General features: G+C 60.9%; 10 protein-coding genes. 9 read left to right on the top strand and 1 reads right to left on the bottom strand.

Going from position 1 to position 15,958, the window contains the following annotated elements; translation table 11 throughout:
- The 9 genes from BM269_RS16810 to BM269_RS16765 all read left to right on the top strand — a co-directional run bounded on the left by BM269_RS16810 (position 1) and on the right by BM269_RS16765 (position 13,503).
- The gene (locus BM269_RS16810; protein WP_090439117.1) at positions 1-1,014 is read left to right on the top strand and encodes a ligase-associated DNA damage response exonuclease; all 1,014 of its coding nucleotides are present in this window, start codon (positions 1-3) and stop codon (positions 1,012-1,014) included.
- Complete coding sequence (locus tag BM269_RS16805; RefSeq protein WP_090439114.1) at positions 1,007-2,638, top strand: ATP-dependent DNA ligase; 1,632 nt, start codon at positions 1,007-1,009, stop codon at positions 2,636-2,638. The genes BM269_RS16810 and BM269_RS16805 overlap by 8 nt, the downstream gene beginning before the upstream one ends.
- Positions 2,635-5,175 (top strand): ligase-associated DNA damage response DEXH box helicase, encoded by a 2,541-nt coding sequence (locus tag BM269_RS16800; RefSeq protein WP_090439111.1) that lies wholly within the window; start codon positions 2,635-2,637, stop codon positions 5,173-5,175. The genes BM269_RS16805 and BM269_RS16800 overlap by 4 nt, the downstream gene beginning before the upstream one ends.
- Positions 5,172-5,828 carry a ligase-associated DNA damage response endonuclease PdeM gene (pdeM, locus tag BM269_RS16795; protein ID WP_090439108.1) on the top strand — a complete coding sequence of 219 codons (657 nt, stop codon included), beginning with the start codon at positions 5,172-5,174 and terminating at the stop codon, positions 5,826-5,828. Before BM269_RS16800 ends, pdeM begins: the two co-directional genes overlap by 4 nt.
- A gap of 131 nt (positions 5,829-5,959) precedes the next feature.
- Complete coding sequence (locus tag BM269_RS16790; RefSeq protein ID WP_090439106.1) at positions 5,960-6,304, top strand: KGG domain-containing protein; 345 nt, start codon at positions 5,960-5,962, stop codon at positions 6,302-6,304.
- A gap of 25 nt (positions 6,305-6,329) precedes the next feature.
- Positions 6,330-6,566 (top strand): hypothetical protein, encoded by a 237-nt coding sequence (locus tag BM269_RS16785; RefSeq protein WP_090439103.1) that lies wholly within the window; start codon positions 6,330-6,332, stop codon positions 6,564-6,566.
- A gap of 268 nt (positions 6,567-6,834) precedes the next feature.
- Positions 6,835-10,599 (top strand): RHS repeat domain-containing protein, encoded by a 3,765-nt coding sequence (locus BM269_RS29675; protein WP_211482710.1) that lies wholly within the window; start codon positions 6,835-6,837, stop codon positions 10,597-10,599.
- A 21-nt stretch (positions 10,600-10,620) separates the two neighbouring features.
- Positions 10,621-12,867 carry an RHS repeat-associated core domain-containing protein gene (locus tag BM269_RS16770; protein ID WP_090439098.1) on the top strand — a complete coding sequence of 749 codons (2,247 nt, stop codon included), beginning with the start codon at positions 10,621-10,623 and terminating at the stop codon, positions 12,865-12,867.
- Positions 12,868-12,876: 9 nt separating this feature from the next.
- Positions 12,877-13,503 (top strand): hypothetical protein, encoded by a 627-nt coding sequence (locus BM269_RS16765; protein ID WP_090439095.1) that lies wholly within the window; start codon positions 12,877-12,879, stop codon positions 13,501-13,503.
- 81 nt (positions 13,504-13,584) lie between these two features.
- On the opposite strand, the gene BM269_RS16760 is transcribed toward BM269_RS16765, so the two are convergent.
- Entirely contained in the window at positions 13,585-15,831 is a 2,247-nt protein-coding gene (locus BM269_RS16760; protein WP_229204683.1) for a catecholate siderophore receptor Fiu, read from the bottom strand.
- Positions 15,832-15,958 lie beyond the last annotated feature (127 nt).

Here is a 15,958-nt window from a genome sequence, read left to right as displayed (position 1 = left end):
ATGGCGGACATGGTAGTCGTGCGCAAGGAGGGGCTGTACTGCGTCCCAGGCGGCTTTTACATCGATCCCTGGCGGCCGGTGGACCGCGCCGTGATCACGCACGGCCACGCAGACCATGCACGGCCGGGCCACGCGCACTACCTTTGCGCCACGCCAGGCATGGGCATCCTGCGCACCCGCCTGGGCGACATCAATCTGCAGGGCCTGGCATACGGCGAGACGCTGGAACACCATGGCGTGCGCATTTCACTGCACCCCGCCGGGCATGTCCTGGGCTCGGCGCAGGTGCGCATGGAATACCAGGGCGAGGTGTGGGTGGCTTCCGGCGATTACAAGGTGGAGCCCGATGCAACCTGCACGCCATTCGAGCCTGTGCGCTGCCATTGCTTTATTACCGAGTCCACGTTCGGCTTGCCGATCTACCGCTGGCAGGCGCAGCAAAGCATTTTCGACGACATGAATGCCTGGTGGCGGCGCAATGCGCAGCAGGGGCGTTGCAGCGTCATGCTGTGCTACGCCTTCGGCAAAGCGCAACGAATCCTGAGCGGGCTCGATGCGTCGCTCGGCCCCATCGTCTGCCACGGCGCGGTGGAGCCGCTGAACCGGATCTACCGCGAGGCCGGCGTTGCGTTGCCGCCGACCGTGATGGTGGGCGAGGTCGACAAGGCGGCGTTGCGCCAGGCGCTGGTACTGGCGCCGCCGTCGGCTGCAGGTTCGCCATGGATACGCCGCTTCGGCGAGTTCAGCGACGCCTTTGCCAGCGGCTGGATGCAGTTGCGCGGGGCGCGCCGGCGGCGCGCCGTGGACCGTGGCTTCGTCCTGTCCGACCATGCCGACTGGCCCGGCCTGATGCAAGCCATTTGCGCGACCGGGGCCCAGCGCGTGATCGTGACGCACGGCTCGATTCCCGTCATGGTGCGCTGGCTGTGCCAGAACGGCTACGACGCCAGGGGCTTCGACACGGAATATGGCGATGAGGAAGCTGGGGAGGCTGGGGAGGTGGCCGATGCGTGAGTTTGCCCGGCTGTACGCCGAACTGGACGAAACCACGTCCACCAAGCGCAAGCTGGATGCGCTGCAAGCCTATTTCAGCAAGGCCGCGCCGGAAAATGCGGCATGGGCCGTGTATTTCCTCGCCGGGGGCAAGCCGCGGCAAGCCGTGCCGGTCAAGCTGCTGCGCCAGTACGCGACGGAATACGCGGCACTGGATGAATGGCTGTTCGACGAATGCTACAACGCGGTCGGCGACCTGGCCGAAACCATAGCCCACATCCTGCCGGCGCCGAAGCAGCAGAGCGACGTTGGCTTGGCGGAGTGGATCGAACAGCGCATCGCCCCCTTGCGTGGTGTCGAACCCGACGCGGTGCGGGCGGCCTTGTTGCGCTATTGGGACGAATTGGAGACGCGCGAACGCTTCCTGCTGGTGAAGCTGATTGGCGGCGGTTTTCGCGTTGGCGTATCGCGCCTGCTGGTCACGCGCGCACTCAGCGCAATTGCAGCGGTGGACAGCAAGCTCGTTGCGCAGCGGCTGATGGGCTGGACGGATGGCAGGGTCCAGCCAACGGCGCAAGGCTTCCTGCAATTGATTGCGGCGCCGTCGGCAACCGAGCATGCGGAGCGCGGCGGGCAACCATATCCATTCTTCCTGGCGCATGCCTTGCAGGCCGATCCCGCCAGCTTGGGCGATTTGGCCGAATGGCAGGTCGAGTGGAAATACGATGGCATGCGTGCGCAGCTGGTCGCGCGGGGCGGACTGAGTTTCCTGTGGTCGCGCGGCGAGGATCTGATTACCGAACGATTTCCCGAACTGGCCGCCATCCGCCTGCCGGAGGGAACGGTGATCGATGGCGAGATCCTGGTCTGGCCACAAGGCGACACCCCCGCACCGTTCGCGGCCCTGCAAAAGCGCATTGGCCGCAAGCTGCTGAGTGCGAAATTGCTGGCCGAGCTGCCGGCGGTACTGGTCGCGTATGACTTGCTGGAGCTCGATGGCGTCGATCTGCGCCAATTGCCGCAGCATGAACGGCGTGCCTTGCTGGAACAGTTGGTGGCGCAGGCGGGGCAACCGCAATTGCGCCTGTCGCCGCTGGTGTTGGCGGGCGACTGGGCCCAGCTGGCGCAGTTCCGCACAGAGTCGCGCGCGCGCGGCGTCGAGGGCATGATGCTCAAGGCGCGCGGGGCGCAATACGGCGTCGGGCGCACCAAGGACGTCGGCACTTGGTGGAAGTGGAAAATCGATCCCTTCAGCGTCGATGCGGTGCTGGTCTACGCGCAGGCAGGACATGGACGGCGGGCGTCGCAGTACACCGACTACACCTTTGCAGTGTGGGACGACGCGGATGGCGAGCGCAAGCTGGTGCCGTTTGCCAAGGCCTATTCCGGCTTGACGGATGCGGAAATCGCGCAGGTGGATAACGCGGTGCGCCGTACCACCGTCGAGCGTTTCGGTCCGGTGCGCAGCGTGAAGCCGACCATGGTGTTCGAGATCGGCTTTGAAGGCATAGCGCTGTCGCCGCGCCACAAGTCCGGCATCGCCGTGCGCTTTCCGCGCATCCTGCGGCGCCGCGACGACAAGGCGGTGGAAGATGCCGACACGCTTGATACATTGCGCGGCTTGCTGGCACAGGCGCCGCCATGAGTCCTGCCTTCCCCCGCCCACGACCGCTGCCGCCGCGCCGGCCGCCTGCAACGGTACCTGCGCCGGCACCGGAGCCGGTTCCGGTGCGGGCGCCTGCCGCCGGCTCGGCCGCAGGGCCTTCGCGTGAAGCGGTGGCAGCCTGGTTCGCAGCACGCGGCTGGTCGATCTTCCCTTTTCAGCGCGAAGTCTGGGATGCCGCCGGGCGCGGCGAGTCCGGCCTGCTGCACGCAACCACCGGCTCCGGCAAGACGCTGGCTGTCTGGCTCGCCACGTTGCAGCGCGCGACGGCCAGCCGCAAACCGGGCGTGCGCGTGCTCTGGATCACACCGATGCGGGCACTGGCCGCCGACACCTTGCGCGCCTTGCAGTACTCCGCAGCCGAGCTGCTGCCCGCGTGGCAAATCGAAGCACGCACCGGCGACACCGACAGCGCAACGCGGGCCCGGCAGGCACGCATCCTGCCGCATGCGCTGGTGACCACGCCGGAAAGCCTCACGGTCCTGCTAAGCCGCCCGGAAGCGAAGGAGCTGTTCGCGCAACTGGACATGCTGGTGGTCGACGAATGGCATGAGCTGATGGGCAATAAGCGTGGCGTGCAAACCCAGCTCGCGCTGGCCCGGCTGCGCAATTGGCAGCCGGGCCTGGTCGTGTGGGGCTTGTCCGCCACGCTCGGCAACCTGCAGCAGGCGCGCGATGTGCTGGCGCCGCAGGGAATCATCGTCGAAGGCCAGCTGCGCAAGGCGCTGCAGGTCGACACCTTGATTCCCGCGCACCCATCCCGCTTTCCCTGGGCCGGCCACCTCGGCATCCAGATGCTGGAACCGGTGGCGAACGAGATAGCGCAGCACGCCAGCACCCTGGTGTTCTGCAACACGCGCTCCCAGGCCGAACTGTGGTACCAGAACCTGCTTGGCGCGCGGCCGGAATGGGCCGGCCTGATCGCCTTGCACCATGGCTCGCTCGACAAGGAGGTGCGCGAATGGGTCGAGCAAGGCATTAAGCAGGGCAAGCTGAAGGCGGTGGTGTGCACATCGAGCCTGGACTTGGGCGTCGACTTCCTGCCGGTCGAACGGGTGCTGCAGATCGGCAGCGCCAAAGGCATCGCGCGCCTGCTGCAACGTGCCGGCCGCTCGGGACACGCTCCCGGTCGCACCTCGCGCATCACGCTGGTGCCGACCCATAGCCTGGAACTGCTGGAAGCGGCTGGCGCCATCGAGGGCGTGCGCGAACGCCATATCGAACCGCGGCTGCCGCCGGAAAAACCGCTCGACGTGCTGGTGCAGCACCTGGTCACGATGGCGCTGGGCGGCGGCTTTCGCAGCGAGGAACTGCTGGCCGAAGTGCGTACGGCCTGGTCGTACCGGGCGCTCAGCAAGGAAGAGTGGCAGTGGGCACTGGACTTCGTCGCGCGCGGCGGGCAAAGCCTGTCGGCCTATCCGGAGTACCGCCGTGTGCTGCCGGACGAGCAAGGCGTCTATCGCGTGCCGGATGCCGCCATCGCGCGCCGCCACCGCATGGGCATCGGCACCATCGTTTCGGAAGCGACGGTGCAGGTGAAGTACATGAACGGCGCAGCCCTTGGCAGCGTGGAAGAAGGCTTTGTCGCACGGCTGGCCAAGGGCGACCACTTCCTGTTCGGCGGCCGCATCCTCGAATTCGTACGCATGCATGAAATGACAGCCTTTGTGCGCCGTGCCACTGGCGCCAAGGGAGCGGTGCCGCGCTGGCAGGGCGGCAAGATGCCGCTGTCGTCCGAGCTGGCGCAGGACGCGTTGGAGCAGTTGCGGCGCGCCACCGAAGGAAGCTACGGCGGCCCGGAAATGCAGGCCATCCGGCCGCTGCTCGAAATTCAGCAGCGCTGGTCTGCGCTGCCAACGCCGGATACCACCGTGATCGAAGCGATGGAAAGCAGGGAAGGGCACCATTTGTTCGTCTACCCTTTTGCCGGGCGTGCGGTGCACATTGGACTGGCGTCGCTGCTGGCCTACCGGATTGCGCGCGCGCGGCCCACTACGTTTTCGATTGCCGTCAACGACTACGGTTTCGAATTGCTGGCGCCGGAGGCGATGCCCTGGCGCGAAGCCCTGGGCGATGGCGGGGCTTTCAGCACCGCGCATTTGCTGGACGACGTGTTGGCCAGCCTGAATGCCGGCGAACTGTCGCAACGCCGTTTTCGCGAGATCGCGCGCATCGCGGGCCTGATCTTCCAGGGCTATCCGGGTCAGCCGAAAAGCAATCGCCAGCTGCAGGCATCTTCTTCATTGTTTTTTGAAGTCTTCCGCAAGCACGATGCCGGCAACCTGCTGTTGACGCAAGCCCAGCGCGAGGTGCTGGAGCAGGAGCTTGAACTGGGGCGTTTGCGCAGCACGCTGAACGACTTGCAGCGGCGGCAGGCCAGCTTTCACGAAGTGCGCCGCGCCACGCCGTTCGGCTTCGCGCTGATGGTCGAACGTTTCCGCGAAAAGCTGACGACCGAAAGGCTGTCGGACAGGGTCGCCCGCATGTTGCACGAGCTTGAGAAAGCGGCAGGGCCGTGAGCGCGATCGCCACAGAACTGGCGGGCGAGCGCGTGCTGCTTTTACCGCAAAAGGCCTTGTACTGGCCGGCGGCCAAGACCCTGATGGTGGCCGACATCCACTTCGGCAAAGCCGCCAGCTTCCGTGCGCTGGGCGTGCCGGTGCCACGCGGGACCACCAGCGAAAACCTTGCTGCGCTCGAAATGTTGTTATCGACCCGTGACACGCAGCGCATCGTGTTCCTCGGCGACTTCCTGCATGCGAAAGCGGCGCAGGCGCCGGCCACGTTGCAAGCCATGCTGGACTGGCGCAGCCGGCATCCTGGGCTAGAGCTGGTGCTGGTACGCGGCAACCATGACCGGCATGCCGGCGACCCGTCGGAGCTATTGCACGTGGCGATGGCCGACGAGCCCTTTGCCTGCGGCCCTTTCGCCTTGTGCCACCATCCGGACGTGGCTTGCCAAGGCTATGTGATCGCCGGCCACGTCCATCCCGTGTTTCACCTCCGCACTGCGCGTGAGTCGCTGCGCCTGCCTTGCTTTCTGCTCGGGACTACCCGTGCCATCCTGCCGGCTTTTGGAGCCTTTACTGGCGGGCACTCTTTAGTTCCACAAGCCAGCGACAAGGTCTACGTGGTGGCGGACGAATCAGTTTTCCTGATTGAAAAAAGGTAGGCAATATCCTACATTTGTCGCGCTGAACGTCCTATATTACCTGTACAGTGCTTGCACTAACATGAGTTCTCCCGCGCCTACGCTAAAGGGGGCGGGGGTCTTTTCCACCGAACCGAGCAGGGGGACGAATCATGGCTTCGAATAATCCAGGCGACAAACGCGGCAACCGGCAGGATAGTCCCGCCGGCAGCAAGCAAAGTGCACGTGGCTTTGCCTCCATGGACCCACAGCGCCAGCGGGAAATAGCTTCCGAAGGCGGACGCGCTGCCCACCAGAAGGGCACTGCGCACGAATTCACTTCCGAGGAAGCGCGCCGTGCCGGCAGCATGAGCCACAAGAACGATGGCAACCGCCAGAGCGGTTCGCGCGGCAATGCCAGCCGTACCGAGCAGCAACCCAGCCAGGACCAGCCAGAGTTTGGCAAGGACTACCAGCAAGACTACCAGGGCAACAAGCAAGGTGGTGACAAGTACTAAGTCTCAATGAAGCAAGGAGGCCCGCATGGGAAGGCCTGACAAACCCAGTAAGGATACGGAGAACCAGCAAAACTTTGTGCTGGTCGATACAGAGCATCCGGAGATCGCGAACACTGCGGTTCCGGAAGGCCAGATCCGCCGCGCCGACCGACCTTTGCCGGGCAACCGGCAAAGCGCTACGGAAAGCGGTTCGCGGCAGGGCGGTAGCGGTTTGGGCACCGAAGGCGGTGCGCCAGGGCCGGATGCAAGTTCCGGCGTTTGAAAGACCTGCGCCAAGTGCGCAAAAAAATACCACGGGTTCGCCCGTGGTATTTTTTTGCGCGCGCCATTCTTCCTGCTCGCTACCGTATGTCATTTCTAATAAGTTAGTTGCTTTTCGAAATGAGAAGCAGTTACAATTATTGCAAGGTTGCCCGCCTCAGCGCTTCTTGCCTCGGCATTCATCACGCAATCGTCATACCGCCAATTATTGAGTAGCTTCAGCCGCCGACCTCGAATTGGGATTCCCAACCATTCATGAGGTCACTCGAATGTCATCTTTGAAAAGCGGCAGGTTCAAGCGAACCCAGCTGTCATTAGCCGTATTGTGCCTAATCGCCGGCAATGCGTTTGCTTTCACCACCAGCACGGGCCAATCATATTCCGTTACGAAGGATGAGTTCCGTCCAGAGCTCCATCGGAATGCCTTAGGCCTGGATCGAATCGATACTTTCTCGGGCTCGCTCAAAATGAGCGTCGAAGATGTACGCCTGCGAGGTAACGGCGGTCTGGATCTGGTAGTGATGCGCAACTATAGCCCGGTGATGTCGTTCAGGGGCTTGGTCGATCACGTGGCGTACGGGCTCATGGGGTCTAAGCCTCATCCTTATGCCGAAATGGGCATGGCGGGCGGATGGTCGTTTTCGGTGGCCCCGAAGGTCAATATGTCTTCCAACATTCCGTATGGTGGCGAGCGGGTCGAAGAAAAGCTTTGCACCGGCAGCGACTGGTTTCGCTATGGCCTGCGTGTCAATTGGCGTCCTGACGGGCAGGCCGTAAATGGCAGTCCATACGGCCCTTTTTACGCTCCTCCTCCTCCCGATTACAAGTACAGCGTAACGAGCTACACCATCGAGCATATTGATGGGCAGCTCGAACCACTCGTCCCCACGGCGCAAGGCGAAGCGCGCAGCGCCAGCGGATGGAAGTTGACCTGCCAAAACCAAATGTATGTGCTGAACGGTCCCAACGGAACCAAGTATGAACTAGGGCAGGTCAGCCCATGGATTCCCTCCTCTGACGGCGGGGATTATTCCTGGGGTTCGTTAGCTCGCCTGGCCCAGACTACCAAAATAATCGATAAGAACAACAACTTCGCCAGGATCGAGTATGCAGATACGTATTTCCCAAGCAAAGTCGTTGCCGGAGATGGAAGCCACTTCCTTGATTTTGCCTATTCCACTCCTAGTGGCAATGCATATGCCCAGGGACCTGGAGGGGCACGACATCTGCGGGAGATAAAAGACAACGGCGGCAGGACTTGGCAATACGTCATTCAACCAAGCGAAGAACCGACTTCCCCGACCGCAGGCAATCAACATACCAACTACGACACCTACGTCTTTGATTTAAAAGAGGTGGTGCTGCCTGACGGGTCCAAATGGGAATATGACTACTGGCGCCGGGATTTTGTGGACCCCGGTGCGACCCTGATGAAGTCGATGAAGTTTCCGACTGGTGGAACGGTAAGCTACGAGTATGAGTATTCGCCGGTAGTCGAAAATTCCCCATGGCTTTGGGAATACTATTACGACTACGTCATCCTCAATGAGATGATGAACTCTTCGGATTACTGGGGCGCTCATAAAGGACAAAGTGCCAGAATCAAGCGGCGCAGCCTATCGTCTGGCGAGGAGTGGACCTACAGCTACGAGCCGGCAAAGGATATCGGACAACTCGATAAGACGACGGTGACCACGCCGGATGGCATCGAGACGTATAAGCATATCGGTCCATGGTATTTCGCTGGCAACGATTGGCAGCAACAGTACGCCAACACTGATTGGAGCTTCACGAATCGTGGCGCGTGGAAAGCTGGACTCCTGGTTGAGAAGACGATCGGCAACGCATACAGCGAGACGAACGAGTGGAGTTCAGTTCAGTTAAGTAGCTTCTGGCCTTCTGTATATACGTCGCAGGTATTGGTAGCGGATCCGCACGAAACGCGGATGCCGGTGCTGGCAAAGCGAACGATTGTGCAAGACGGCGCTACGCATGTGCAGACGTACTTCAATTTCGACTCTTTCGGGATGCCGAATTCGACAACGGAAAGTGGCCCAAATGGAAGTAGCCGAACTACCACCTTGCACTACCATCACGATACGAGCAAGTGGCTGATCGGCTTGCCAAAGACGATCGCGGGGCCGCGCAACATCATCAACTATACCTACGATGCGAGGGGTAACGTCCTGACGCATACGGACGATGGTGTTGTCACGTCCTTTACGTATGACAGCCAAGGGAACGTGGCGAGCAAGACGCTGCCACGAAACCTGGTCCATCACTATTCCAACTACAAGCGCGGTATTGCCCAGAATGAGTCTCAACCAGAAGGCGTAACCATCGCACGCGTGGTCGACGACAATGGCAACGTCTCCTCTGAGACGAATGGCGAGGGTAAGACGACCAGCTTTACATACGACGCCCTCAACCGGATCGCCTCGATTACATACCCGCAGGGAGATCCGAAGCGTATCAGTTACACGCCAAGCAGCAAGACGGCGACCCGAGGTGGACTGGTCGAGGCGACGCAGTACGACGGTTTCGGTCGCCCCTCTTCCATCACGCTTGGTGGTATCGCGACAAGCATGAACCATGATCACAGGGGCCTCAAGACCTTTGAATCGAACCCTGGATCCAGTACCGGCACGAGTTTCGATTACGACATTCTGGGGCGGACCGTCCGGGTGCTGAATAGCGATGGCAGCGTGCAATCGGTCGCATATGGCGCGGCAAGTAAAGCCGTCACCGACGAGCGTGGCAAGACAACGTTGTATACCTATCGTTCCTATGGCGACCCGAAGGAACTACATCTGATGAGCGTTGCCGCTCATGATGCGGCCGCCAACATCACCATCGAGCGTAACGAAGGCGATATGCTCACTTCGTTGAGCCAAGGTGGCGTGACGCGCGGTTATGGTTACAACGCCAATAATTTCCTGACCAGCATGACGGACCCCGAGACGGGGACAACGACATTTGGCCGTGACGCCGCAGGGAACATGACTTCGCGCAAAGTAGGCGCGGCGGAGGCAAGCACCTTCACCTATGATGGCCAAAACCGTTTGATCAACGCGACGTATCCCGGGTCGACGCCATCGGTCACCAACACGTACAACAAGCTGAACAAATTGTTGACCAGCACCTCGAGCGGGGGCAACCGCAGCTACACGTACGACGCCAATGGCAACCTGACGAGTGAGACCTTGGCCATCGATGGCCACAGTTTCACGGCAGGCTACGGTTACAATGCGAACGACCAGTTGAGCAGTATTACCTACCCACGCTCAAACCGCGTCGTCAGTTTCGCACCGGATGCGCTGGGGCGGCCCACCACCGTCAGCGGCTACGTGAATAGTGTTAGCTATTGGCCGTCCGGCCAGGTGCGACAAATCAGCTATGCCAATGGCACCAGCTCCACCTACGGGCAGAACGAGCGCCTGTGGCCGAGCCAGTTCACGACCGCCAAGAACGGCGCCAGCACCTACGTCAACAGCAGCTATGGGTACGATGGCGTGGGCAATCTGACCGCCATCAGCGACACCGTCGATAGCAGCTTCAGCCGCACCTTGAGCTATGACGATTTGAACCGATTGAGCGGCGCCAACGGACCATGGGGCAACGGCACGATCGCCTATGACGGTGCGGGCAACATCAAGAGTCAGGTCCTGGGCGCCTGGAGTCTGTATTACAACTATGCGAGCAACCGCCTATCCAGTATCTCGGGTGGCCGCGCCACCTCGTACACCTACGATGCCAATGGCAACGTGGCCACAGGTTCCGGCAATGCCTACACCTATGACGGCGTGCCGAACCTGCGCTGCGTGAACTGCACCAATGCCAGCCTGAAGGTGGAGTACACCTACGACGCCGGAAATAACCGTTCGTCGGTCTTCAAAGGCGGAGCCAAGTCCTACGAAATGTACGGTACCAACGGACTTCAACTCATTGAGTTCACACCATCGAAATCGAACTCGCTGGTCGAGTATTTCTACCTTGGTGGCAAGCGTGTCGCACAGCGTGCGTCGCAACAATAACAGTCGCTCGATAGGATTCCAATGAAACAGATGGCTTCAATTTTCTTCCAAGCGGCGCGCCTTCGTGGCTGGCTGCACGCGTTGTTGATAATGCTGTTCGGCTGGGGTTTGCTGGCCCAGGCCTCCGCTCAGACCAATAATGCGCAGTATCTCGCGCAAGCGGTTCCGACGGTCATGGAGGCGGGACAGAGTTACGCGGTATCGGTCACCATGCAGAACAACGGCACGAGTTCCTGGACCGCCGCCGCAGGTTATAACCTCGGCTCCCAAAATCCTCAGGACAACGCGCAATGGGGCTTTGGGCGGGTGGCGCCGACGGTTGCTGTGGCGCCCGGGCAGCAGCATACGTTCAACTTCACGGTCAAGGCACCGGCGTCCGTTGGAACTTACAACTTCCAGTGGCGCATGCTGCGCGAAGGTGTCGAATGGTTCGGTGCCACTGCGCCCAACGTTGCGGTCTCTGTGGTGCCGGTCACCCCGCGCAACGATGCGGCGTTTGTCTCCCAGCTGATGCCAAGTTCCCTGACCACCGGGCAGACCTATTCGGCCAAGGTGGTAATGAAAAATACCGGCAACACCACTTGGCTTGCCGGAACCGATTACCTGTTGGGCAGCCAAAACCCGCAAGACAGCAGTACTTGGGGACTGAGCCGGGTAATTGTCGGCTCCAACGTGCCACCGGGCGACTCCTATATTTTCAACGTGCCTGTCAAAGCGCCGGCCACCGCTGGGACCTACAATTTCCAGTGGCGCATGGTGCGCGAATTCGTCACCTGGTTCGGGGCCACGTCGACCAATGTTGTCGTAACCGTGACGCAGGCAGCTGGCGCTCCCACCTTGACGGTCAGCCGCAACCCTAGCCAACTGACGGCTGGGCAGTCCTATACCTTAAGCTGGAACAGCACGAACGCGACCTCGTTGTCGATGCAATGCACGGCTGCGGGAACGGGTTATACGGCCACGGTCAACCGTCCCGTCAATGGCTCGGTCACTGAAACCGCCAGCGCGGCATGGGTTGGCTATCCATCTACCTGTACCTGGACCGCCACCGGTGCCGGTGGTAGCAAGTCGGTGGTCGAAACCGTCACCACTGTGGCGCAGCCGGCCAGTGCGCCTACCATCAGCGTCAGCCGGAACCCTAGCCCAATGGTGGCAGGCAAGGCCTATACGCTCAGCTGGAGCAGCACGAACGCAACGGCCGTTTCGATGAGCTGCACTGCGTCGGGCACCGGCTATGCCGGCACCGTGAACCGTGCTGTCAGTGGCTCGGTCAATGAAACGGCAAGTACTGCCTGGGTTGGCTATCCATCTACCTGCACCTGGACTGCGACTGGTGCTGGCGGCAGCAAGTCCGTGACGGAAACCATGAGTACGGTGGCGCAGGCCACCGACGTTGTCACCTATTATCACAACGATGTATCCGGCAGCCCGATGGCCGCTACCGATGCAAGCGGCAACTTGTTATGGAAGGAGACCTATCAGCCATACGGCGACAAGGTCCATCGCCAAGCAGCCTCGGCCACCAACAAGATTGGCTTCCATGGCAAACCATTCGACGACAACACCGGTTTGTCGTATATGGGCGCGCGTTACTACGATCCTCTGCTCGGTCGCTTCACGGGTATCGATCCGAAGTCTCCCGATCCCGAGAATGTGCATAGCATTAACCGCTACGCATATGCCAATAACAATCCGTATAAGTTCGTCGACCCCGACGGCCACAGCCCGGTCGACGTGGTGTTCCTTGCCTGGGACTTAGGCAAGCTTGGTATGGCGATGTATACTGGCGTGGGCGTCGGGGCCGCAGTGGCGGATGTGGCCATGAGCAGCGTTGGCGTTCTCAGTCCGGTTCCTGGCGTTGGTCAGGCGATGAAGGCGCACCGAGCCTTGGAGTACGGGGCGCAAGCTGCAAAAGGGATCGACAAGGCCAAGGATATTTTGGCCGCGAACAAGGTTGCGGGGAAAGCCGGCGAAGCCGCGACCCGCGGGAAACTGGGCGACAATATCATCGGCGAGCAGGTCACTTTCATCACGAGCACGGGCCAACGTGCCAAGCCTGATTTTCTGACAAAAATCGATGACAAGCTTGGTATCGTGGAAAGTAAAGCGGGCAATGCGGCGCTCAGTCCTGGTCAAGCGCAATTGAAAGCCGATATTAAAGCCGGGCGAGCGGTAACGCCGGTAGGCAAGAAGGCGGAAGCTGCCGGCTTGACTCCCGGCGAAAAAGTGAAGATTGAGTCGTTCAAGGTTGATCGGTACAGTAGGTAAGGGCGATATATGCTTGCAGAAATCAGCGTCAAAGAAGTGGAACAGTGTTGTGCCAACGAACTCAAGAAAGCCGGCTATAAGACTGCCGGCTCCGTAGCGTTCATGCGCATCGACGAAATGACACATGGATGGGTTGGGTTTAACGTGTCCAAGCACAGTGAGTTTGTGCGAGTGAATCCCAATATCGGGATTCACTGTACCCCTGTCATGCGTTGTCTTGACGAGATAAGGGGACGGAAATATCAGATCGGACGTTTGGCGACGTATAGCGTCCCCCTCGGGACCATCTTGCCTGAGGAACGACAAATCGTCATAACGGAGCCCTCGGAGATGAATGCGGAAATTCGCAGGATGATCTCGTATATCGAGGGCGATGGCGAAGTCTATATGCGGCGCCTTGCGGACTTGACTGTATTGGAGCAGGCGCTCTTCCGAAGCGTCGGACAATTGGGCGGCTATCCAGAAAAATATGCCCTAACCCTATTGGTAAGCGGGAAAATCAGGGAGTTCCACGAATTTTCGGCGAAACAGTTGGCGTTGTACCAGTCCAATGGCGACACCGAGGAAGCTGCCGAGTGGACCAATTTCGAGCGGCAAGCTGAACCCTGCGTTCGAAACGCTCTGCAGTCCAAGTAGTTCCCGGCACCGGTAGTTGCACGTCGGAGCAAAAAAAGGCGGGCTATGCAGCCCGCCATTTTTATTGAGCTTCAGTCCAGCTTAGAACTGGAAGTTTGCGGTCACCTTGGCGTAGCGCGGTGCGCCCAGTACCAGGCGGGAGCCGCCGTTGTTCAGCGTGCTCAGGTAGTATTTGTCGAACAGGTTGTAGACGTTCAGTTGCAGTGCTACGTTCTTCGACAGCTGGTAGGCCGCCATGGCATCGACCACGGTGTAGGAAGGCATCGACGGCATGTTGGTGGTCGCTGCATTGCCGGCCGGATCAACCAGGCGCTTCTGCGTACCGATGTAGCGCGCGCCGCCGCCGAAGCTGAACTTGTCGTTCAGCTTGTAGTTGGTCCACAGGGTAGCAGTCACTTTCGGCGACCAGCGGGTGGCGGCACCGGCGGCGTTGTTGCCGGTGGTGCCTTCCTTGATCTCGGTGTCCATCGTCGCCACGCCGGCAGTCACGCTCCAGGCCTTGGTGATCTGGCCCACCGCACCCAGTTCCACGCCTTGCACCTGGCGTTCGCCCAACTGCGACCAGGTATTGGTCACGGCATCGATCAGCTGCGGGATTTCATCCTTGTTGGTGGTGCGGTACAGGGCGGCGGTCAGGGCCAGCTGCTTCTGGATCACGTCCCACTTGGTGCCGAATTCCACATTGGTGGTTTTCTGCGGCTTGAGCGATGGATTGTTGGCGTTGTTCGCGGTCTGCGCTGCCAGCGAGTGGTTGGCGCTGCCCGGCGGGGTCTTGGAATTGGCGTATGCCAGGTAAATGCTGCCGTCGGCGGTCGGCTTGTACACCACGCCGGTCTTGAAGCTGGTCAGGTTGCCGGACTTCTCGACATGGCTGCCGACTGGCACCGTGCTTGGCGCGGTCACGGTTGCACTATTGGTTTCTGTGTCGTAACGCTCGTAGCGCAGGCCGCCGTTCACCTGCCATTGCTCGTTCAGCTTGATGGTGTCGAACAGGTATGCGCCGATCGTGGTGGTCTGGCCTTTGGTGAAGGCGCCGTTGCGCACCGGGTTGAAGCCGGTCAGCGCATCGTTCGGGTTCGGGTGGTACAGGTTGGCCGCCGCTACGGTACCGAGGCCGGTACGGGTTGGGGTGAACTGTTCTTCGTTCAGCAGTTCCAGGCCGGTCGAGATGGTGTGCTGCAGGCCGAAGGCCTCGAACTCGGACACGATGTTGGTGGTGTTGGCCAGGATGGTATTTTCCTGCAACACGCTTTGGCGCGTGCGGGCAACGGTCCAGCTGGCTGGATTGCTGGCGTTGGCAGCGGTAACGGCATTCACACCGGTCAGGATGCGGTCCATCTTCGACTTGCCGTAGCGGGTGGTGTTGGTCAAGGTGGTTTTCGGCGCCAGCTCGTGTTCGATCTTGGCGGTCACCATGTCGGCGTCGACTTTTTCGTAGTCGCCGTTCAGGCCGTACCAGTTGTTGCGGTCGACGCGCGGGGCGTTGGCCAAGTGCGCGTAAGTCGCGTTGTAGAAGCCCTTCTCGCCCACGCTAGGGATGGCGCCGTCCGGCACGTTGTCCTGGCGAATATGCTGCGAGAACAGGTACAGGCGGGTAGGCGTGCCCAGGCCCCAGGCGACGGACGGGGCGATGCCGCGGCTTTCGCGGTCCAGCGCGCGGCTGCCTTTGATGGAACCATCCGAAGCCAGTGCATTCAGGCGGAAGGCGCCGCTGCTGCCAAAGGCACGCTGCACGTCGGCCGTCAGGCGCTTGACGCCGCCCTGGGTGTAGGCCAGCGAACCGCCGGTGGCATTTTCGCGGGTCGGCAGCTTGGTGACCAGGTTGATATAGCCGGCAGCTGCGCCGCGGCCGATGTCGGCGCCCGCCGGGCCCTTCACCACTTCCACTTGCTCCAGGTTGAACGCGTCGCGGGTCACGGCGCCCAGGTCGCGGATGCCGTCGATGAAGACCGAGGACTGGGCCGAGAAGCCGCGCATCTGGAAGGTGTCGCCAGCGCTGGTGTTGCCGTTTTCGCCCAGTTGCAGGGTGATGCCCGGGGTGTTCTGCAACGCTTCCATGACGGAGGTGGCGCCCTGTTCCTGCAGCAGTTCCTTCTTGATGACGGTGATGGTCTGCGGGGTATCGAGTAGTGGGGCGGTCAGCTTCGGCGAGGAAGCGCGGTCGGCCTTGTACGATTCGGCGGCTGCTTCGACCTTGACCTCGGTCATGGTCTTTTCCTGGGCTTGCGCCTGGACAGACAGTGGCAGGCCGATGGCGGCCATGGCGAGCAGGGATTGGTTCAGCAGCGGCTGGGCGGCCAGCGTGTGCTTACGGCTACGGATGGTCAAAATTCTCTCCAGATTGATGCGGTTCGGTGTTTTTATGGCTGGCTACATCCGTCAAACTGGAGATCGCTGGCTGGTGCGGGTATGTAAAGCAATGTAAATGATAACGATTCTCAATTGCATTAGCAAG

Origin of the sequence: Duganella sp. CF458, from assembly GCF_900113115.1 — a bacterium.
GTDB lineage: Bacteria > Pseudomonadota > Gammaproteobacteria > Burkholderiales > Burkholderiaceae_D > Rugamonas.
This window is presented reverse-complemented; position numbering and strand designations above follow the sequence as displayed.

What these genes read in the sequence shown, in the direction of transcription:
- BM269_RS16770 (WP_090439098.1), top strand. Translation starts at nt 10,621, where the DNA reads ATGAAACAGATGGCTTCAATTTTCTTCCAAGCGGCGCGCCTTCGTGGC.
- BM269_RS16800 (WP_090439111.1), top strand. Translation starts at nt 2,635, where the DNA reads ATGAGTCCTGCCTTCCCCCGCCCACGACCGCTGCCGCCGCGCCGGCCG.
- BM269_RS16765 (WP_090439095.1), top strand. Translation starts at nt 12,877, where the DNA reads ATGCTTGCAGAAATCAGCGTCAAAGAAGTGGAACAGTGTTGTGCCAAC.
- BM269_RS16805 (WP_090439114.1), top strand. Translation starts at nt 1,007, where the DNA reads ATGCGTGAGTTTGCCCGGCTGTACGCCGAACTGGACGAAACCACGTCC.
- BM269_RS16790 (WP_090439106.1), top strand. Translation starts at nt 5,960, where the DNA reads ATGGCTTCGAATAATCCAGGCGACAAACGCGGCAACCGGCAGGATAGT.
- BM269_RS16785 (WP_090439103.1), top strand. Translation starts at nt 6,330, where the DNA reads ATGGGAAGGCCTGACAAACCCAGTAAGGATACGGAGAACCAGCAAAAC.
- BM269_RS29675 (WP_211482710.1), top strand. Translation starts at nt 6,835, where the DNA reads ATGTCATCTTTGAAAAGCGGCAGGTTCAAGCGAACCCAGCTGTCATTA.
- BM269_RS16810 (WP_090439117.1), top strand. Translation starts at nt 1, where the DNA reads ATGGCGGACATGGTAGTCGTGCGCAAGGAGGGGCTGTACTGCGTCCCA.